This is a genomic window from Micromonospora sp. WMMD1274 (assembly GCF_049179035.1).
GTDB classification, from domain to species: domain Bacteria; phylum Actinomycetota; class Actinomycetes; order Mycobacteriales; family Micromonosporaceae; genus Micromonospora; species Micromonospora tulbaghiae.
Map to the genome: position 1 here is coordinate 3,278,681 of NZ_JBMHMG010000001.1, position 19,362 is coordinate 3,298,042.

A 19,362-nucleotide genomic window follows, 5' to 3' on the forward strand; every position below is an offset into this window, starting at 1 on the left:
CCCAGCCGCCATCCCGACGCGGACCTGCCCGTCACAACGCTGGCGGCCGACCTGGCTACGGCCAGCGGGCGAGTGGTCATCGGAGCCGGGCCAGCATCGCCAACGGGTGCGCATGCAGGCCGCTGACAGCGTCCTGCCGCGCCCTGTCCGTGACCGGCGACGGCGGATCGGTCGGGGGTGTAGGGGTGTGGCGTCGCCGCAACACCACCGCGATGGCCACGGCAGCGGGGGCTAAGAGGAACGGACCGCTGAGCGCGGCGACGGCGGCGACGGCGAGCGCGGCCACCGCGGCGCAGGCACGCTGGCGCGGCAGGGGCAGCAGCCGCACCGCCGCGACGAGACCGACCAGGGTGACGCACGCCAGCAGCGCCGCGAACAGACGCATCAGCGTCTCGACGGTAACCACGTGCGGTGCCCCGGTGGCGGCTACCGCGACGATCGCGGCGGCGGCGCCCTGCACCGCGACGCTGCGCCGGGGCTCGCCATCGCGACCGGCAGCGGCGAGGGTGGCGGGCAGGACGCGGTGGCGGGCCAGTGACATGCCGGCGCGGGCGCCGGCGGCGACGAAGGTGACGCTGGCCGCCACGGTGAACAGTACCGCCGCCACCGCGACCACCCCGGCTGCCCACGGCCGGTCGGAGGGGGCGAGCAGGCGCATCAGCGGTACCGCGGTGTCACCCGCCTCGTCGCCCGAGGACCCCGACCGTGCACACGGCCAACCCGGTGTAGAGCGCGACAACGACCGCCAGGCTCGCTCCGGCGGCCCGCCGCACCTGTGCGGGATGGGTGAACTCCGCGGACAGGTTGGCCGTGGCCTCCCACCCACAGATCGCCACGAACAGCACGGCGACCGCGCTGCCGACGCCGGCGATGCCGTGGGGCGCGAACGGGGTGATCCGCTCGGCGTCGACGCGCGGCCCGGCCATGGTGACCACCGCGATGAGCAAACTGACCAGCACGCCGGTCATACCCAGCTGCACCCGCGCGGACAGCCGCAGCCCGACCATGTTCGCCGAGAACACCGCGGCCAGCAGCGCCACCGCCATCGCGGCGGTCGCCGTCGCCGAGTTCCCTAGGCGGTGTCTTCAAAGGATCTTGGTGTCGGATGATGTAGCGCGTGGGTCGTCGCTACGAGTTGTCTGACGTCGAGTGGGAAGCGTTGGCGCGGTATCTGCCGTCGGCGGTGACCGGTGGCAGGCCGCGGGTTGATGACCGGCGGGTGCTCAACGGGATCGTATGGAAGATCCGGGCCGGGGCGGCGTGGCGGGATGTGCCCGCCCGTTACGGGTCGTGGCAGTCGATCTATACCCGTTTCCGTAGGTGGGCCCTGGATGGCACGTTCGAGCGGATGCTCGCCGGGGTCCAGGCCGACGCGGACGCGGCCGGGGACATCGACTGGCTGGTGTCGGTCGACTCCACGATCGTGCGAGCTCATCAGCACGCAGCCGGCGCTAAAGGGGGCGCCGGGAATCGGACGAACCACAAGATCACGCCCTCGGTCGAAGTCGAGGTGGACTGACCACCAAGATTCACCTCGCCTGCGACGGCCTCGGCCGAACCCTGGCGTTCGTGCTCTCCGGCGGCAACGTCAACGACTGCACCCGCTTCGCCCACGTCATGGCCGCCATCCGTGTCGGACGGCCAGGTCCCGGCCGGCCTCGGGTCCGACCCGAGCACGTCATCGCCGACAAGGGCTACAGCTCCAAGGCCATCCGAGCCGACCTGCGTCGACGCGGCATCGGGCACACCATTCCCGAACGCGCCGACCAGCAGGCCAACCGCCGCAGGCGCGGCAGCCGAGGCGGCCGACCACCGGCCTTCGACAAACAGCTCTACAAGCGGCGCAACGTCGTCGAGCGCTGCTTCAACCGGCTCAAGCACTGCCGCAGCGTCGCCACCCGCTACGACAAGACAGCCACGTCGTACCAGGCCACCGTCACCATCGCCGCGCTACTCCAATGGTTGTGAACCTTTGAAGACACGGCCTAGCGCGGCGGAGGTGTAGCGGGCGCCGGCGATGGCGCCGGCCACGACGCCTGCCGGTACGGCCGCGTAGAGCCAGCAGCCGACTACCGCGGCGGCGCGGTCGCCAAAGGCTCGCTGGGTGAACGCGGCGACGCCGCCGGCGTCCGGGTAACGGGCCCCCAGGGTCGCGAACGATGTCGCGATCAGCGCGGAGACACACAGCAGCGCCGCCCACGCCAACAGGGACGCCGGTCCCGCGGCGCGCACCGCCATCGCCGGCAGGACCAGCACCCCGGGACCGAGAACGGCGCCGACGCAGAGGGCCGCACCCCGCGCGGTGCCGATACCGCCGGTCACCGGATCGCCTCCGGACCTGCGTAGCCGCCGTCTGGGCGGAACCGGTCGGCCAGGACCACGAGCGCGGCGGCGAAGTCGTCCTCGCGAGGCATGCCGGGGGCGGCGAACATCTGCGCCTGCCGCGCCTCGACCCGGCGCCTCAGCATCCCCGCCAGCGCAGTGCCCGCCTGGGTGGGCCGTACTACCACCCTCCGCTGGTCATGCTCGTGCGACTCACGCTGCACCAAGTTCCGGTCGCTCAACAGGGCGAGAGCGCTGGTCAGGGTTGCCCTGGCGATACCTGCCTGCGCCGCGATGTCCGGAGGTTCGATCACCTGGCGGGCGCAGACGAGCACCAGCACGTCGTAGGTCGTCCACGTCATCCCCGCCTCGCGCAGCACCGTGCGCTCCAGATGCGCGCGCACCGTGTTGGCGGTGCGGCACAGCTGCGCCACCGTGTCCGGCTCCGCCCGCGGGGCGGCGCGGCCCGTCACCGGCGGCCGGTACACCCCGACAGTGCGGCGGCGCGCACCCGCGCTCACCGCGACCACCTCAATTGACGAGGGCGACGTACGGTCTGTCGATCACGGCGCCGGCCACGGTCACCGCGCCGATCGGCGGGCATCGGCGCCCGCGGCAGCACCCCGCGTGACTGGTGGGACTGTTCCGAATGCATGCGTGGACCCCGTTCCTCGCGGTGAATTCGTAGGACTGCGGTACCTGGCCGCTGAAGCCACACCTGCCGGGCGCGGCAATGCGGCGCTGCGGCCTCGTGAAGGCGGCGCTGCGGGCGAGATGCCGACGATATCAGCCCTGCCGACACCACCTCAGTGATGCTGCGGCTCGTCACCTCGCACAGGCGGCGCACCGAGCGCGGCGTTGACTCGCTGACCGAGCAGGCGCAGCTGGTGATGTACCTCCACCAGCGCCGCCCGACCCGACACGGTGGTCTCGCGGCCCGCCGCGTTGAGGAGAACCTCGATGTCGCCGCGCAGTCGCTGCAGGCTCCGACCGGCGGCGGTCAGCGGCAGCGCAGCGCCTCTGGTTTTTACGCTGCTGCGACGCCGTCTGGTGACACGTGACGCCGCTACCCGTCGCCGGCCTAGCCGACGATCATCCTCAGCCGCGTCCACCTGTCGTAGTTTGACCACTGCTGCCTCATCTCCTTGTCTCCACGCTTTGCCTGCATGCCCCTGCGCCTGCGGTGAGGGCGCGCGAAGGCAGGAAGCCGTCCGGGCTCAGATGGATCGCTGTGTGGGATGGGGGACCCGCGGCAGAGCCCTCACTCCGCCTGCCGGGTCCCCCCACTCGCCGCTGCCGCCCCCACGGGGGTGAAGGACGGGACGGTGAGCTAGGCGGCATGGTCACAAGCCCTCCCCCGTCGCCTCTTCTTGCGGCGTGACGGCAGCGGGCAGCGTCAGGGTGACGCAGGCCAGGTCAGGCGGTGCTGCCGCGAGACGTGGCGGACAGATGACACATGCGCCCAAGCGACGACAGGTCCCCCTCTGGCAGTCGTCGCCCGCAGTCGGGGCGCCTATCGCGCACGGCTTCCCGATCCGCTACGCTCCAACAAACTTCAGTTCGGTCTACCCGAACCGCAGTTGCCGAGGCGATACCGAGAGCTAAGCACGGGCCGCCGCTCGCGTCAACCACAGTTTGCAGGTCTTCAACCGTAGTTGGGAGGGCTTCGTGAGTGACACGCCTGCCGACCAGGCCGAGGACGTCACCTCCCGGCTGATCCAAACCCGCCTTCGAGAGCTCTTCCAAGCCCCCGGCGAAGACCGGCCGCCCTACACCGAGGCCGAAGTCGCCCGCGAACTCACCGCACGCGGCCATCGCATCACCGCCGAAGGCATCCGCAATCTCCTGCGATCGCCCCGGATCAACCCCAAAGCCACAACGCTGCGCGCCCTCGCCGAGTTCTTCAACGTCCCCGCCGGTCACCTCCTGGGCGATGACGAGCCCGAAGCGGCAAGCCGGGAGGCGCGAATCATGGCCCGGTCTTTCGAGAGGCTGAACCCCAGATCCAGGAGGAGCCTCGCTCGGGTCATCGACGAGTTCCTACAACTGGAAGAAGCCGCCCGCGATAGTGCATCGGAACCTCCGCACCCGGCTGAATGAAGGACCACACCGCCAGCGGTGCGCTCCAGCTCACCGTAAATATGAAAGAGGTCCGCCAACCGAGGCGGGGGCAGTCTCACCGAGACGACCAATCGCACCGGTAGCGCCCCGTGATCTCCCCAGCCCAGAAATCACTGGATGCAAAGCCACCCGAACGAGTGGCCGGCCCAACACCAGCGGGCAAAGCCAGCGCAGATCGATAGAGTCGCGAGCGTTGGAGCGGCGGGCACACCACAAGGGGAGCGGCTTTTGCGTGCCGTGCCCGCCGCTTCCACCTATCGCCCCGAGGGAGGATTAGCTTGGCACAGCCGGGCTTCCTGCCGTCCGCTCAGGACGTCGTGATGGGGCGACGAGCTAACCCGGGACCGCGGCAGCGACGGATTAGCCCGTCGCTCCGTTGCCAATTCACCGCACCCGATACCGCCTCTCAAGAGCCGCGCGGATGGTCGGCACCGCTTCGGCGCGGTGGTGCTCGGGGGGTAGGTGCTTGATCGCCGCGTAGACCGCCTCATTGGCCAGCGCCGAGATTGCCGAGGCCGTCCTCAGCAGACAGAGTGTCCAGTACGCCGGTGATCTGAAGAGTGCGGCGGACGCGGCCGGCGGGGTTGACCAGAACGATTCGGCGGCCGGATGCCCTGGCCGTGTTCCGGGCGGTGATCAGGGCGCTGATGACGGTCGAGTCGATGAACTCCACAGCCTGGATGTCGACCTCGACCAGGTCGGCAGTGTCGATTGTCCCCTTAAGGAGGTCCAGCAGTCCGGCGGCGGCGTTCATATCGATCTCCCCAGACAGCGTAACGACACGGCGATCGTTTTCAACGCGCACCGTGTGCTGCCATGTGGGGGTGGGCATCATCGCTCGCCGTCCTCCGCTCGCTCCGTGAAGTAAGCCTCGAACGCCTCAGCGCCTGCCGCCCGGGGGATCGTCCTGCCTGCGGGCGAGAGGCGAGCGGTCACTGAGGCGGTCATGCCGTCGGGCCGACGGTGCAACGTCAACCCCCCGGTCAACTCTTCGGCCAGCCACAGCCCTCGCCCCCCGGCCACATCTGCCGCCGGTAACCGCACCGGCATGCTGCCGGCGGCGGCGCCGTGGTCACTGACCTCGCAGACCAACACGTCATTCCGCTGGCGCAGCTCGACGTGCCCATGTCCGCCGCCGTGGCGCACCGCGTTGGCGACCAACTCGTGCACGGCGAGTACGAAGTCGTAGCCGGCGTCCTGCGGCATCCCCACCGCGGACACCAGCGCCTCCAGCGCATGCCGCACCTCGGTGACCGTGGCGGCGGTGAAATCCTGCGACATCAGCGCCAGGTCGACGGTGACGGGCCCCCGCGCGCCGACATCCCACCCAGGGAGCTGGCGGTGGCCGCTCATGCGAGGCAGGTTACCCAGTGACGACGGATCCGCGACCCTTGCTCAACAGCAAATACACGTCTCACCGACGGGCACCCCCCACCTCGATACCCGGCTCAACAGCGGCGGGCCGCGCCATGTAACGGCGGCACCCGGCGCAGCGCCAGATGATGGGAGGCCGGGGTGCGCGGTCTGCCCGGCCCGGGCGGAACTCTCCGCGCCCCCTCGGATCCCGGAGTCCGCCCGGGCACCCACGACCCCAACCCGACGCCCGGAGAAGGCCATGGCCTCGCCCCCTCGATCCACCCCGCCCGAAGGGCCACCGCCCGCCGGCAGCCTCCCTGCGACCCCACCGCCGGGCTGGCACCTGCCGCACCCCCCGGCCGAGGCTGCACTGCCGCGAACCGGCCAGTGGTGGCCCTATGCCATGTTCGGCGGAATCACACTCCTCATCGGCTGCCTCGCACTGATCGTCGTTGCCGCGAGCAGGTGAAACGAGGCAGACCCGCCAGCGTGGATGTCGAGGGCTGTCGGCATGGCAGCCTTCAACGTTCCTCTGGCACAGGGTGCATGAGCGTGGTTCGGCGGATGCCGTCGGGGAATGAGACCTCTCTGCTGGCGCATGAGCGAGTCCTGACCAGAGGCAGCACTGGTCAGGGCTTCGCTTATTCCGCGCGCGAAGGACCCCGTTGGCCACGAGGAGGATATGCGGGCGCAGGGCCTTCTACCGGGTCGATCGGATTTTGGAGGACCTCAGATAGTTGATACGGCACAGTAAACGCGACCTTCGGATTCTGGACGTAGGCCGCGGGCTCAACGTGACGGGTCACGATCAATGGCACTACCCGCCAAGGATGTACTTCGGTAACACCGCAGGCGAGTGCGACGGCGTGAACGTGCCGCTGAATTTGTTCCGCTTTCTCAAGGAGCTTGCGCACAAACCGCTTTCCATAGGTGAACTGGCGGATATGGTGTCGCATTGCCGCGACGCTTTGGGGCGTCGCGAGGTCCTTGACTTCGCAGATCCACAGTCGCGAGTTGACGGGATCGGCGATCAGCACGTCGATCTCACCAATGGGGTTTCGGATGCCAAGGTTGGCCTGTTCGCCTTGATTAAACTGGAATCGATGCGGCAGGCCGAGGTCCACCGCGATGTCGCGGACCGTCGTTTCCAACTCGTCGTTGCGGCCCTTGCGGTGCTTGATCATCGCGTCGGAGACACCCGGAGGCAGCACGTTGGCCGGATGCGGCAGCCGGGCCGCTGCGAGGTAGCTGTTGTGGAGTTCAAGGGCGGTATGGATCAGCCACGGAATAACCAGGATCCGGCCGTCGATCATCGGCAGTGGCCGTGCCAGCAGGCGATGGGATCGCTGCTCGACGTTGAGGAACCGCCGGGCACCACCTTGCTGGAGTTCGACAGGGTCGATCTGGAGTAGTTGGAGGGCAGCTCGGATCTGGACGTCGGGGAGGGCGGACCAGTCGGCGGCCTCACGGATGAGGTCGCCCGGGTTGACAGTGGCGATACCGTCCCCGTCGGTTGGCCAGTCGGCGGCGGTGCCGAGCACGGCCGCGAGGCCGTCGAGCCCGGTGCCCCATCCGCAGGCGAGCAACGCATCGGCCTTGAGCAGGGATGGCTCGGCGAACGTGGCCAGCCGCTCGAAGGGGACGCGGTCGCGCTGTTGGACGGCGTGGGGAAGCCGGGTGCCCTCCTGGCTGGCCTGGTGGGCGAGGTCATCGATCGTCCACGGGTCTTTGGCGGCTACCGCGATGAGGTGGTCGAGCTGGGCGCGGTGGTATGCCGCGAGGTCGAGGTCCAGGGGCGGATCGCTGCTGATGTCTCGTTGGTCGGCGATCACAGGCACGCCCTGTACGACGAAGACGCCGTCGTCGTTGATGTCGACCTGGAGACCGTGCAGGTCCCGTTCGTACCCGTAGTCGGCGGCAGCGGCGAGGACGAGCAGTTCAGCGAGGGCAGCGAGTTCACCGAGGTCGAGCGCGTCGACAGTCCGGATCCCGGTGGGCGGGTCTGCCAGCGCTGCCTCGAACAGCGCCTGCAGCGAGGTCATGGTGGCAGAGCGGTCGCCGTCGCGGGCTGCGTCGTGCCAGTTGGCCGCCCACGGCCCAGCGAGCGAGTGCATGATCTGGTGGCTTCGGCGCAGGTACGTGGCGCAGGCGGCGTTGAGCCGAACCGCGAGCTTGTACAGCAGGGACGGGTCGCACGCGGCGATCCGTTCACGGAGCGTCTCCTCGATCGTGGGCAGAATCGTGTCCTGGCAGATGGTGTGTGCGCGCGCGTCGCTGTAGGTACCAGGGGCGACACGGTGGCGGATGCGATCGGCCACGGCGCGCAGCGCCCGCGCCCGAATCGCCGGCGTCCGCGGCAGGGTGTCGACCGGAGCCGCCGCTGGCCGGCCACTCGCTATAGCGTGCAGCGTCATCAGCGGTCCCACCTGCTCCCACGCATCGAGGAACGTCTCCGCCGATGTTTTAGGGTCTGCGTCCCGGTCTACGCGGATGCGACGGACGAGTTCGTGCAGGGCGCCACCGAGCACGTTGTGGCCGGTCATCGGCTCTGTATGGAGCAGTTCGAGGACGTCGGGTCCGATGATGACGCTCAGCATGGCGCGCTCCGCCGCGTAGGCGACCCGCAGGCCGTATCCGCGGCTGGGATCGGGGGCCGGGTCGTCGGTGAGGCCGAGCATGATGGTGAGGGGTGTGTCGTGGAGCCGGAAGTGTGACGCGACGTCGTTCCGGCGGGTGATGCAGTAGCGGACGGCGTCGGCGAGCTGGAAGTACATGTCCGCGTCAAGGTTCAGTGTCGCGGCGTCCGAGCCGTCGATGAGGATGACCAACGCCGGGTCGGTGTTGACCAGAGCGATCTCCGCGTAGGGCGTGGTGAACAGGTTTGCGGTGCCGTCGGCGTCGCTGATCGCGATCGGCCAGTCGCGATGCTCCGGCATGCCTGCGGCAGCCAGAATCGCGTCGATCGCCTCCCATCCGGCGGCCTGGACCCAGGTGGCGTCGTATTCGGCTGCCACGACGTGCAGCACTGTCTCCTCGTCGGCGTCCTCACCCGCGTCTTTGCCTGGCCGCGTCTCGTCAACCGGGCCGGGGTCGTCCTGGTCGGCGGGAGAACCGATGCGCCCCCAGTCCCGCCAGGCCGTCCACACGTCCAGGATGTCCTGGAAGACGACAACGTCATGCCCGGCGTGTTCGCCGAGATCCTGAAGGAAGCATTCGACGGTGGCCCAGTCACCGCCAGCCGCGTCAACGAGTTCGACGAGCTCCTCGATGTGAAGCACGATTACATCCCGTACCTGGTGCAAGTTGATGACCGGCGGGCCCCCGTACACGACCACCTTGACGAGGTGATCAACGCGCAGAGAAGCGGTTACCAAGGCCGACTGATCGCCCATGGCGTGCCAGATGTCGGTCTCGACCTGCCGCCGATCGAGGAGATCAGTGGCGTGCTCGATCGCCTCGATGAGCATGCCCGGATTCAAGGCGCTGACGACCGTAGCCACCGTTCGTGGGCCGACGATGATCGGCGGCGTGCCGAGGTCGATCTCTAACGGCGCCGACCGGTCGACCCACCGCTTGTTGAACACCGCGAAGGCGTGGCCGCACGTCAGCGCCTGGAGACGGACGGCGTCGGCGCCGCCAATCTCGGGACGCCGGAGCAGCATGTCCGCAGCCGCGTTCAACACGTCCAGTGTCAGACTGGCCGGAACCGGGAACACCGCGTCGCCCGAACGCACCCGGAGAACGGGTCCGAGCATCGGGAGCCCGGGTGTATCGGCGACGGTTACCTGCATGGCGTCGCGGGTGAGCCAGTCCAAGGCCCGGGCGGCGCGTTCGGGATGGCTGCACCGGTTGGTGATGGGGCGTGGGTCGCCCAGCCTTGCTATGGATTGTCGGACTGCGTCGACCTCGGTCGTCGACACGGCCGCAGCACGGGCGGCGGTACTGCCGGCGTCGTCGCCCGTCGCCTCGTCGGCCACGGCGCTCCACGCCTCGGCTAGCCCTTTCAGGATGTCGGCGCCGTGCGCCAGCACCACTTCGATCACATCGGTCAAGGTGAACCCGACGGCGTCGAGCAGCGTGGGATCGACAGCCTGTGCCGTGGTGGCAAGCCGCCGCAGCATCATCAGCGGGTAAAGATAGTCGCCGGGATGGATCCGGCACCGACGTCCGGCGATCATGAATCCGACCGGCTGCCGTGGATCACTCGACACGCCCGGCGGTAGCACGGGGTACCGGGCGACCTCCACGGCGGCATTCACCAGTACGGCGAGGTCCGGGTCTGTGGCCGGTCGGCTCCCGGCCGGTGGCACGCCAACAGCCCGCAGCCACAGCAGCGTCAGGTGCTGCTGCCACGGCCGCGACCACGGAGCGTCGATCGCGGCGCCCAGCAGCGGAATCACGGACGCAGCCGTGAACCTGCCCAGCGCCTCGTCGATCGCTGCCCAGTCGTCAGGCCCCATACCCTCGACACGGTCGGACTGGCCGCCGTTGCCGCCGCTCTCGGAAAGCACGGCGTCTATCGTCTCGTGGACGGGCCCGGTTTCCCGACCCATTTACCGACGGCCGGCGCGGCGGTGAACTCCCGAAAGTCGGTTGGCGTTCGAGCCGGCGGTTGCTTGACTGGGTAACGGCCACCGACGAGGGGGATAGGGATCCACATGAGCGGGCACGGGAATCCCGCACCGGCTACGGATGACAGCAGTGACGAGCCCGACGACACAGGCCGGCCGGTGTCGTACCGGTATGACCCGACGGTGATTCCCGCGTTGGCGCGGCTGGCCGACCTGGCGTGCGATGGCGTCGAAGATCCTCATGATGCCGGCCTGCGGGTCGAGGGTCTCGCGATGCAAGCGGACCCACCGATCGAGCCTGCCGCTGCGAAAGCGCTGTTCACGACCTTCATGTACCTCATCCAGGTAGCTTCGCCCGACGAGCCGCCGGACGCCCGGCTCGGCCCTGCCAATGGGCCGTCCCTCTTCCCGGTGGCCCTCCGCGAGGCCAGCGGCGACCTTCGCCAACTATGGCTCGGCCTGGCTGGCGAGGTCCGGCACCCGGTGGCACGTGCCCGGTGCTGGGACATCGTGTTCACGCTGCACCTCATGCCCAACCGGCGAGACGCTGGCGAGCGCGCCGTTCGCGCCTACCTCGACTCGACGAGCACGCCGCTGACACCTGAGGAAAAGGCCAACGGCCTGTTGCGGGCGTGGACCATGGCTCGGCTCGTCCGCCTCACCGATCTTGAGTCGGAGATCGTCGCTGCGATGACGGCCGTCGCCGAAGCCGCAGTGGATCAGAAGGAGAATCCCTACGCGGCAATGACGGTCCTCGGCGCGTTGACCGCCCCGCCGCTGGGCAGGGCGGCTCGTGTCGCCGATCCCGCCGTGGACGACCTCCTCGATCGGGCGCTCACCACGTACGCCCAGGTCCACATCATTCAGGGGTTCGCGATCCTGGTGCGCAAGAGCGCCGGGAGCGGGTCCGCCCGTATCGAACGTGCCAATCGGCACGAGGTCGAGGCGATGATCGCCGAGGCCGAGGCCGCCACCGACCCGATGATCATCAGGACCCAGTTCAGCAACGCGGCCTCGGCGGCGCGGCGTTACGGCGTGGCGGACCTCGAACGGGTCGCCGTCGCCCGGCTCCAGGTAGCCCCACCGGTGAGCTGGGAACGCACCGAGTGGTCGTTCGTCACCCCGAAGGCGTTCTTCAACCTGTACTTGCCCGGTTTCAGCGCAACGACCGACTGGCGTCGCGCGCTGTCGATCTGGTTGCATTCCGGCCCGCCAAGCGGGAACAAGGAGACGAACGAGGCCACCGCCCGACAGGCCATGGGCCAGTCGATCATTCGCTTCCTGGCCACCACGGTTCTGTTCCGGGACGGCGACCTGCCCAGCCGCACCGTCACCGGCGACGCCGCCGCGTTCGACCGCGAACTCGTCCGTGCCGAGCAGCACGCCCTCGCCATGAACGGGCGGTTCCTCGCCAGAGCCCTGTGGCAGATTCGGGAGCGGTTCGGGATTCCGTCCCACGACGACCTGACCGAGTTTCTCCGCTTGTTCAACGCCGATCCGGGGATGGTGCACGATCTGGCTGCGGCGCTGCAGTTGTACTGGATCGGCGAGTACGACGCCAGCTGCCACCTCGTGGTGCCCAAGGTGGAGGCCGCCGCGCGTGCGCTGCTTCTGCAACTGAACGAGCCGATGTACCGCACCGCCATCGGCGACAAGGCCGGGCAGTTTCCGGGGCTCGGCGTCCTCCTGCCGTTCCTGCTCGACAACACCTTCGACCCCGACTGGGAACGCTTCCTACGGACCTTCCTGCTCAACGATGGCGCGAACGTCCGCAACCTCATCGCTCACGGGTTCGCCCGCAACGTCGGCCCCATCGAGGCCGCCTTGGCACTTCGGGCCGGCGCGGTGCTGATCCTGCTCACCACCGACCGTGCAGTAACCCGGGATGTCGAGGCTGTCCGAGCCGCCGTCGCCGCGCCTGTGGGTGGCACCCGTCACCGCCCGTGGCGCCAGCGCCTCGTCGCCGCTGTCTGGGCGGCCCGCCGTGAGCTCCGCAACTAATTAGAGCTGCAGCTCGGCGTCGTCACCGCCATGGCAACGGTTCGGCGTCCGAGAATGTCGCTCCTCCCACCTACCCTCACGACGAAGAATGGCAGGAGGAATGTGGCCGATGTCGGAGCAACTCGACAAGCTGCTGCAGCACCGCTACATCTACGTGCCGCGGGGCCAGACCAAGGACACGATCGAGCCGGGTAAGCGGCTCGGCCTCGCCGTGGCGCGAAGTCGCCGCGCTCGCCTGACGGTTGTCGCACCCCAAAAGAACTCGGCCACCCATCACCCCGAGCTGGCCAAGTTGGAGATCGTCACCGAGCGGAGCGGCTCTCCACGAGACGGTGGAGTAGTTCTCGCCTGGTGTCCGACCTACAAGGTCATGGAGAAGGTCCAGCGCCTGGAGAAGAGCGTGGTGGTCCTGGTCGAGTGGATTCCCGGCGAGTTCGACGCATGGGCGAAGCTGCGCGGCGCGTACAACGTCGTGACGCGCCAGGTCATGGACTCCGGTCTCCGACCGGAGGCGATCAAGGTGCTTGAAGGCATCGTGTACGAGGGCTACAACGGCTGGCACGGCGACATCGCCGCCCGGATGACGCGAAGCCATCTCGAAGACCTGACCAACGCCGGCGCCTACGACAGAGAACTGGTGCTCGCCTACGCCCGTCAGACCAAGTCCGAGACGAGCATCAAGCGGCTCAAAAAGATAATCGACAGGTCGTAGGCGCGCCGGCGGCGGTCTTCGATGGCGTCAGCCGGCGGTCCAGAACGCCGTAGTGAGTGGATAGCTACGTACGCCGTGGGATTCGTACAGTCACCCACCCACCTCCAGCGGTCATCGAAGTCATTGGTGATTACGCAGCGCTGAGGGCCTACGGGGCTCCGTCCGCTGCCAGTTGACGGTTGGCGCCGAGGGGATGCGGGGCGTCGCTGCTGCAGGTACAGCCGGGCCGGGTCGACGTTGCTGCCGACGATGGCGGCACGTGCCTGTTGCAGGGCAGCGATGAGTTGGTCGACGCCAAGAACGTTGGGATCGGCGCCTTCGCCATTTGTGTTACACGTATGGCGGGCGGTTCCGGTCGTCCTCGTGCTCCAACGCGACCTTGACGTACGACTCACGGCGACCCTCGCCTGGCACACCGTCGATGACCATGGAGTGTATGAGGATGTTGCCTGGTGTTCGTGCGTCCAGGGGGTCGGCCGTCCGGGCGGGAGAGCGCAGCGGCACGCGTCAGTTCCGCCGAAACTACCGGGGAGCAGTTCGGACGGGGCAAGGGCGCAGCGGAGCGGCATGGGCAAGCGCCTGACCTGTTGTATCTGACTCCTACGTCGTGTTCGTGGCGTGCTGGGCGAGGTAGGCCATAACGGCTGGGTTGTTGGTGTAGGCGAATCCTTCCCAGCCGTCGTAGCGGAACCCGGCCCGTCGGGCCATCGCGTCGATCGCGACCATCGCGTCAGCGAGTCGCTTGTCGTTGCCACCGACGAGTTGTTGACGCATCACCGGGTCGCCGACGAGGTCGACGAAGATCTGCTCAGTGCGGTGGTGGCGGTACCGCGCGAAGTTCGGGTGGTAGCTGGGGCTGCCGGAGCCGTCGGGGTCGGCGAGGAAGACGATGCCGGTCAGTGCGTCGAATTGGCAGAGGCTGTCGAGTACTCGGTCGGACTCTGACGGCGCGTCGGTGTGCAGAGCGGGGGATTCACGGATGATGTTGTGGGCCCGGCCAATGATGTCGACGTTGGGCTGGTCGAGGAGGTTGGCACGGGAGGCGTAGAGGATGGCGTGGCGCAGCCAGTTGCGGTAATAGTCGAACTCGGGCCCCTGGGGCTTCCGGTCGGCGAGCGTCCGGACCGCAGTCCAATTTTTGGCGCGGACCGCCTGCCCGCCCAGCGAGTAGGCGTGGGCGGCGATCAGCAGCCGCCGGTGGAGGGCGCTGAGCTGGTCGGCCGTTAGCGAGGGCGATTCGTAGATGCGCACCAGAGCGGTGACCGCCTCGGTGAACCATGGGTCTTGACCGTAGGTCAAGGCGAGCGCGGCGATGCTCGTCACTCGATGCAGCAGGGTACCGATCTCCGCTAGATCGGACGGTGAGATCTCGGCCGCGTCGGTGATGGCTTGCAGTAAGGCGCGTCGCAGGGGGATGTCGTCGTGGCGGCGCATCAGTTCCAGCGCCAGTTCGTCGAAGGCGCTAGCGTCGAGCCGCCAGGTCATCGCGGAGGCCGGCAGTTGTTGCAGGTTGTGCGCAGCGAGCCGGACGCTGATCAGTGCGCTCATCTCTTCGCGGTACTCGGCACGCCACTGTTCCTTCTGCCGTCCGACGATGGCTGCGATGAGCCGCTCACGATCGGCGGGTTCCCACACCACGCTCGAGGTTCCCCGCCGGACGTACACCTCGCCCCGGCGGAACTCGAACCCCTTGCGCTTGCCGCCTTTGGCCTGCGGGTCGTCAATCTCGTACTCGCCGTTGCGGGTGAAGATGTGGAAGCCGCGGGGACTGGCCGCGACGTAGAGCAGCACCATCGGGCACCCGTCGATGGTGTGCCGGGCGACGCCGAGTTCGAGCGGTTCGGTGATGTATTTACCAATTTTCGCGCGGAGGCGGGACTCGTCGAACAGTTCGAGGTGTCGTCGGGTCAGACCCGTCACTGGGGTGCCATCGTCGGCGACCCCGATGATGATGTAGCCGCCCTGATCGTTGCCGAGCATCGCCGCGACGTCTTTGACCAGCGCGACCGTGTCGTATGTATGGCTGAGATCGCACATGGTTTTGAAGTCCAGGCAGGACTGCTCGCAGCCCTCGGCCAGCAGTGACCGGAGTTTCTCCTCCGTCAGCACTGGCTCCACCACCGCTGCCACGAACCCTCCTCGTCGCGAAGCTGAGCGCCGCCGGGTGTCGGTGGTGCCCTGTCATTCATCCGGATGGTGCCTGCGGTACCTGTTGCGGCGTGGGCTCGTGGCTGTCCGTGGGGCCAACTGCCCGGAGTGTGTCGGCGCGCTGCGTCGCTCTGGTCAGGTCCGGCCGAGCCGGACTGCGGTGCGGTCGAGCATTCGCAGCAGGAGGTCGCCGAAGAGCACGACCTCGGAGGCGACGGTGGGATCGGCGTACTCGACCTGTCGGTGCGAGCTGGGGTTCTTGAACACGCCGATGGCCCCGGCGAACAGGGCGCCCAGCGCCTCGCGTTCGCCGGGGTCGAGGGCAGGGTCCGCCAGCGGCCCTTGACTGCCGAAGGCCTGCCGCATCAGCTTGACCCCGATGTCGGAGTCGGTGGCGCCGGCAAGTTCCCGCACGCGGATCTCCACCTCGCGCAGAGTCGCGAAGGCCGCCAATTCGTACTCGCCAAGCAGGAACTGGGTGCGCACCGTGGTCGCGATCCGCGGATGCAGCTCCACGTTCAGCCGCTGCTCGGCACGAACGAGAGCTATCCCGTCAGATGCTTCGATGACCGCTCGCCCACGTCGGGTTATGTAGCAGTGCGCGGGACTCTGCTCCGGGTCGGCGGCCAGCAGTCCATGGGTGCGCAGCCAGTCGAACGCCTCGCCGAGGGCGCGCAGCGCCTCGGCGTAGTCGCTGACGCGGTTCGCCGCGTACGCCTGCTTCGCGCCTTGGATCATGCTGTTGCGCTGGAAGAGTCCTCCGGTGCTCGCGGCGAAGTGCTTCAGCAGGACGAGAGCCAGGCGGTCGACCGGCAGGTTCAGCGCCTCTTCCACCGACGCCGGTGGGGTGTAGGTGATCTGCACCTCGGCGAAGGTATCTCCAACCGACGGAGAGGACAACTTGGTTCCACCTCTCCCGGGTCGGGTTATCCAGGTCGGCGCTGCAGTGCGTCAAGCCGCAGGCGGCCTGGTGTGGCGCCCATCGGCCGAGGCGTCAGGTGTCTCGGTGGCGTGAGGTGTCTCGCCGTTGGTCATCGGCCGGGTTTCCATGGGCCCAGCCATACGCAGAGGAAGGCTGATGTGTGCAACCACCTCGTCGCCCAGTGGCGTGAACTTCACCCCGGTGTGGCTTGGCACTGCCGGCACCCCGCTAGTGTCCTGAGTCGTTAATTCGCCTACACTTTGTTTATACCAGGGAAGGCGCAGGGGTCGTTGGTGCTGTCCGACGACGAGCGGCAGACACTGCTGCGGTGGACGCGACGGGCGAAGTCGTCGCAGGCGTTGGCGATGCGGGCGCGGATTGTGTTGGCGTGTGCGGACGGGACGCCGAACACGCGGGTGGCCGCGCAACTCGGTGTGTCACGGGACATGGTGGGTAAGTGGCGGTCGCGGTTCATCGCCAGGCGGCTGGAGGGCTTGTCGGACGAGCCTCGCCCGGGCGCGCCGCGCAAGGTGACCGACGACGTGGTCGAGGCGGTGGTGGTGGCCACGTTGGAGCAGGCGCCGCCGCGCGGCGACAGCCACTGGTCGACACGGTCGATGGCCAAGGCGGTCGGGTTGAACCAGACCGCGGTGTCGCGGATCTGGCGGGCTTTCGGGCTCAAGCCGCACCTGGTGGACGACTGGAAGCTGTCCACCGACCCGCGGTTCATCGAGAAGGTCCGCGACATCGTCGGGTTGTACCTCGACCCGCCGGTCGGGGCGATGGTCCTGGCGGTGGACGAGAAGAGCCAGATGCAGGCCCTCGACCGCACGGCGCCGGTGCTGCCGATGATGCCGGCCGCGCCGAGTCGCCAGACCCACGACTACGTCCGTCACGGCACCACCAGCCTGTTCGCCGCGTTGGACCTGGCCACCGGCCGAGTGATCGGGCAGACCCAGCGCCGACACCGGCATCAGGAGTTCCTGCGGTTCCTGCGCACGATCGACCGGGCTACACCATCGGATATGGACCTGCACCTCATCCTCGACAACTACGGCACCCACAAGACGCCGCAGATCCAGCAGTGGCTGGTCAAGCATCCGAGGTTCCACCTGCATTTCACGCCGACCTACTCGTCATGGCTCAACATCGTGGAACGCTGGTTCGCCGAACTGACCAACCGGAAACTGCGCCGTTCCACCCATCGCAGCGTCGCCGCTCTCGAAGCCGACGTGCGCGCATGGATCGACGCCTGGAACGCCGACCCGAAACCGTTCGTATGGACCCGCACCGCCGACGAGATCCTCGAATCCCTCGCCGCGTACTGCAGACGAATTAACGACTCGGGACACTAGCCCTGAATGGTCACGCGTTCCGCCCTGTCCGAGCCTGCCGACAGCACGACGCGCAGCAGGTCGATCGACATCCCCGCCTGGGCCGCGACGGTATCAGCGCTGCACTGTTGCTCGGCTAGCAGATCTGCGGCCTTGCCCAGCAGGGAAGGCTGTTCGCGAGGGCCCAGATCACCAGGTTCTGGGTACCCCCAGTCGGCGAGCATGGTCATCGCCCGCCGATAGGTGTGGTCCCGGTAGATGCCCATGGCGTGCCCCCGGTAGACGAGCGCCTTGAGCGACAAGCCCCACCGCCCTTTCATCTGCTGCAGGCGCTCGAAGTCGAGCCGGCCTGGTAGTTCATCGCGCAGGCGGCTGCTCGGCGCGAGGAACTCCGAGCCGAAGGCGGTGGCCTGCCGCTCGAGAATCTGGCTGCCGGGTTCGGCGTCGTGGTGTAGCAGCAGGTGCGCAAGCTCGTGAGCGGCGTCCATCCGGGAGCGGGCCTTATCGTTCTTGCTCGGGTTGACAAAGACGAACGGCCGTGTCCCGTACCAGTGGGAGAAGGCGTCGACCCGGTCGGAGACGTCGGGCAGGGTGAGTACCACAACGCCTCGGGCTTCGAGCAGGCGAACCATGTGTGGCACGGGCTCTTCGCCCAGGCCGCAGGCGCGGCGTGCGGCGAGAGCCGCGACCTCAAGGTCGCGGCTGTGGGCGTCCTCGGGTAGGTCCACCGAGGGCAGATGCAGCTCGGGCAGATGAAGGTGTCGTTCCATGACGTCGACGACCCGCCAGGCGATCTCCCCGAAGGCGAGGGCCTGGTCCCGCTCGGCCTGAGTGGTGGTACGTAGGCTGCGGAAGTGGGGCTGGCCTGCCATAGCGGGGGCGGGGAAACCGGCGGCGAAGAACTGGACCGGCGTGGCGAGGGCGAGTGCGAGGCGGGCCATCACCGCGGGCGAGGGCCGCGACTGTCCCAGCTCGTACTGGCTCACCGCGGCTGCGGTGACGCCTACCTGCTGAGCCAGTTCCTTTTTGCGCATCCGGCGCCACCGTCGCGCGAGCGTCAGGGCGTGTGGCTGGAACGCCGCCACCGCCAGCGCCGGAGCTTCGCTCCGGCTGCCGGCCGCCCTCACGCCGACGCTGACAGCGAGCCGCGCGCCCCGCGCCGCTGCGGGCGAACCTGCACGTCGAGTTCGGGTATCGGCGTCTCGCCGGGAAGCCGCAGGGCGTCGTTCACTCGCCTGTCGTTGACGACGTGCGGGACGGCCGGCGCCGGCTGTCCGAACCAGAGCTGCACCTGGAACCAGGGCGACCCGCCGTCGCGGTTGTCCCTGGGCAACCCGAGGTAGGCCACGGCTTCGCCGGTGTCGATGTCGCCCGCGTGTGCGATGCGCACGTGCCGCCTGCGGGGAACCACCCCGGCGAAGGTGTCGGGGAACTGCTCTTCGTCGTCGAGGGCGAGCTGGCCATGCCGGCTGTTCTCCACCGCGCCGCCGAGCCGGGCCTCGCTGCCCTCCCAACGGATCGACTCCACGCTCGCACCGGTGCCGCCCTGCAGGGAGTACAGCCGCACGATATAGCCCGCGCAGAGGATCTCCAGGGAGTTGTCCTCAATTCGCGCGTCCACCCCGGGGAGCCCGGCGAACTGCGCCACACCCAGGTTCGTGAGGTTCCGCCAGACCGTGGTCCCAAAGCTCATCGCGTCGTCGCCCAACTCGGGTTCGTGCCGGTCGGCCGCCCGCCGGTACACCTGCCGAATCAGGTCCGCCAGAGGGGTGAGGGCGCCGCCCTCATCGAGGATGGCGACGGCTTCGCTCAGATGATCCACGAACGGAAACATAGCAGCAGCGGCTGTTGATGTTGCGGAAGTCAAGTGCTGGT

At 68.4% G+C, this 19,362-nt stretch carries 15 protein-coding genes and 2 pseudogenes; 6 read left to right on the forward strand and 11 right to left on the reverse strand.

Features of this window, described 5'->3' with window-relative positions; translation table 11 throughout:
* Window positions 1-76 precede the first annotated feature (76 nt).
* Together ACN27D_RS15375 and ACN27D_RS15380 are read right to left on the reverse strand one after the other, a co-directional pair.
* Window positions 77-658, reverse strand: coding sequence for a hypothetical protein (locus ACN27D_RS15375; protein ID WP_358170847.1), 582 nt, complete (start codon window positions 656-658; stop codon window positions 77-79).
* Between the two features lie 16 nt (window positions 659-674).
* Window positions 675-1,052: pseudogene (locus tag ACN27D_RS15380) on the reverse strand (amino acid permease); the annotation flags it as partial.
* Between the two features lie 65 nt (window positions 1,053-1,117).
* Here ACN27D_RS15380 and ACN27D_RS15385 point away from each other — a divergent pair.
* Window positions 1,118-1,968, forward strand: a pseudogene (locus ACN27D_RS15385) (IS5 family transposase).
* Here the strand turns inward: ACN27D_RS15385 and ACN27D_RS15390 are convergent.
* The gene (locus tag ACN27D_RS15390; RefSeq protein ID WP_358170848.1) at window positions 1,951-2,322 is read right to left on the reverse strand and encodes an amino acid permease; all 372 of its coding nucleotides are present in this window, start codon (window positions 2,320-2,322) and stop codon (window positions 1,951-1,953) included. The pseudogene ACN27D_RS15385 and the gene ACN27D_RS15390 sit on opposite strands and share 18 nt — an antisense overlap.
* Complete coding sequence (locus ACN27D_RS15395) at window positions 2,319-2,843, reverse strand: MarR family winged helix-turn-helix transcriptional regulator (RefSeq protein WP_358170849.1); 525 nt, start codon at window positions 2,841-2,843, stop codon at window positions 2,319-2,321. The genes ACN27D_RS15390 and ACN27D_RS15395 overlap by 4 nt, the downstream gene beginning before the upstream one ends.
* Before the next feature lie 291 nt (window positions 2,844-3,134).
* Between ACN27D_RS15395 and ACN27D_RS15400 the strand changes: the two genes are divergently transcribed.
* A complete protein-coding gene (locus tag ACN27D_RS15400) occupies window positions 3,135-3,383 on the forward strand; it encodes a hypothetical protein (protein ID WP_358170850.1) in 249 nt (82 codons plus the stop codon).
* A 607-nt stretch (window positions 3,384-3,990) separates the two neighbouring features.
* Window positions 3,991-4,422 carry a hypothetical protein gene (locus ACN27D_RS15405; protein WP_358170851.1) on the forward strand — a complete coding sequence of 144 codons (432 nt, stop codon included), beginning with the start codon at window positions 3,991-3,993 and terminating at the stop codon, window positions 4,420-4,422.
* 508 nt (window positions 4,423-4,930) lie between these two features.
* Here ACN27D_RS15405 and ACN27D_RS15410 read toward each other — a convergent pair.
* The 3 genes from ACN27D_RS15410 to ACN27D_RS15420 all read right to left on the reverse strand — a co-directional run bounded on the left by ACN27D_RS15410 (window position 4,931) and on the right by ACN27D_RS15420 (window position 10,310).
* Window positions 4,931-5,278 carry an STAS domain-containing protein gene (locus tag ACN27D_RS15410; protein ID WP_358170852.1) on the reverse strand — a complete coding sequence of 116 codons (348 nt, stop codon included), beginning with the start codon at window positions 5,276-5,278 and terminating at the stop codon, window positions 4,931-4,933.
* Window positions 5,275-5,796, reverse strand: coding sequence for an ATP-binding protein (locus tag ACN27D_RS15415; protein WP_358170854.1), 522 nt, complete (start codon window positions 5,794-5,796; stop codon window positions 5,275-5,277). Before ACN27D_RS15415 ends, ACN27D_RS15410 begins: the two co-directional genes overlap by 4 nt.
* 644 nt (window positions 5,797-6,440) lie before the next feature.
* Window positions 6,441-10,310, reverse strand: a complete 3,870-nt coding sequence (locus ACN27D_RS15420; protein WP_358170856.1) for a hypothetical protein — start codon at window positions 10,308-10,310, stop codon at window positions 6,441-6,443.
* A 147-nt stretch (window positions 10,311-10,457) separates the two neighbouring features.
* On the opposite strand from ACN27D_RS15420, the gene ACN27D_RS15425 reads away from it, so the two are divergent.
* Entirely contained in the window at window positions 10,458-12,371 is a 1,914-nt protein-coding gene (locus ACN27D_RS15425; RefSeq protein WP_358170857.1) for a DUF7380 domain-containing protein, read from the forward strand.
* A 109-nt stretch (window positions 12,372-12,480) separates the two neighbouring features.
* Window positions 12,481-13,083, forward strand: a complete 603-nt coding sequence (locus tag ACN27D_RS15430) for a hypothetical protein (RefSeq protein ID WP_358170859.1) — start codon at window positions 12,481-12,483, stop codon at window positions 13,081-13,083.
* A 600-nt stretch (window positions 13,084-13,683) separates the two neighbouring features.
* On the opposite strand, the gene ACN27D_RS15435 is transcribed toward ACN27D_RS15430, so the two are convergent.
* Both ACN27D_RS15435 and ACN27D_RS15440 read right to left on the reverse strand, forming a co-directional pair.
* Window positions 13,684-15,213, reverse strand: coding sequence for a helix-turn-helix domain-containing protein (locus ACN27D_RS15435; RefSeq protein ID WP_358170860.1), 1,530 nt, complete (start codon window positions 15,211-15,213; stop codon window positions 13,684-13,686).
* A gap of 153 nt (window positions 15,214-15,366) precedes the next feature.
* Window positions 15,367-16,095, reverse strand: a complete 729-nt coding sequence (locus ACN27D_RS15440) for a TIGR02391 family protein (RefSeq protein ID WP_358170862.1) — start codon at window positions 16,093-16,095, stop codon at window positions 15,367-15,369.
* Between the two features lie 324 nt (window positions 16,096-16,419).
* Here ACN27D_RS15440 and ACN27D_RS15445 point away from each other — a divergent pair, with 324 nt between their 5' ends.
* Complete coding sequence (locus ACN27D_RS15445) at window positions 16,420-17,508, forward strand: IS630 family transposase (protein ID WP_358170864.1); 1,089 nt, start codon at window positions 16,420-16,422, stop codon at window positions 17,506-17,508.
* Here ACN27D_RS15445 and ACN27D_RS15450 read toward each other — a convergent pair.
* The gene (locus ACN27D_RS15450; RefSeq protein WP_358170866.1) at window positions 17,505-18,614 is read right to left on the reverse strand and encodes a helix-turn-helix domain-containing protein; all 1,110 of its coding nucleotides are present in this window, start codon (window positions 18,612-18,614) and stop codon (window positions 17,505-17,507) included. The genes ACN27D_RS15445 and ACN27D_RS15450 overlap by 4 nt on opposite strands.
* Window positions 18,611-19,309, reverse strand: coding sequence for a hypothetical protein (locus tag ACN27D_RS15455; protein WP_358170868.1), 699 nt, complete (start codon window positions 19,307-19,309; stop codon window positions 18,611-18,613). The genes ACN27D_RS15450 and ACN27D_RS15455 overlap by 4 nt, the downstream gene beginning before the upstream one ends.
* Between the last annotated feature and the right edge of the window lie 53 nt (window positions 19,310-19,362).

Excerpts from the sequence above, each read along its gene's own strand:
- ACN27D_RS15375 (WP_358170847.1), bottom strand. The coding sequence starts at position 658 with ATGCGCCTGCTCGCCCCCTCCGACCGGCCGTGGGCAGCCGGGGTGGTC.
- ACN27D_RS15415 (WP_358170854.1), bottom strand. The coding sequence starts at position 5,796 with ATGAGCGGCCACCGCCAGCTCCCTGGGTGGGATGTCGGCGCGCGGGGG.
- ACN27D_RS15410 (WP_358170852.1), bottom strand. The coding sequence starts at position 5,278 with ATGATGCCCACCCCCACATGGCAGCACACGGTGCGCGTTGAAAACGAT.
- ACN27D_RS15425 (WP_358170857.1), top strand. The coding sequence starts at position 10,458 with ATGAGCGGGCACGGGAATCCCGCACCGGCTACGGATGACAGCAGTGAC.
- ACN27D_RS15400 (WP_358170850.1), top strand. The coding sequence starts at position 3,135 with ATGCTGCGGCTCGTCACCTCGCACAGGCGGCGCACCGAGCGCGGCGTT.
- ACN27D_RS15430 (WP_358170859.1), top strand. The coding sequence starts at position 12,481 with ATGTCGGAGCAACTCGACAAGCTGCTGCAGCACCGCTACATCTACGTG.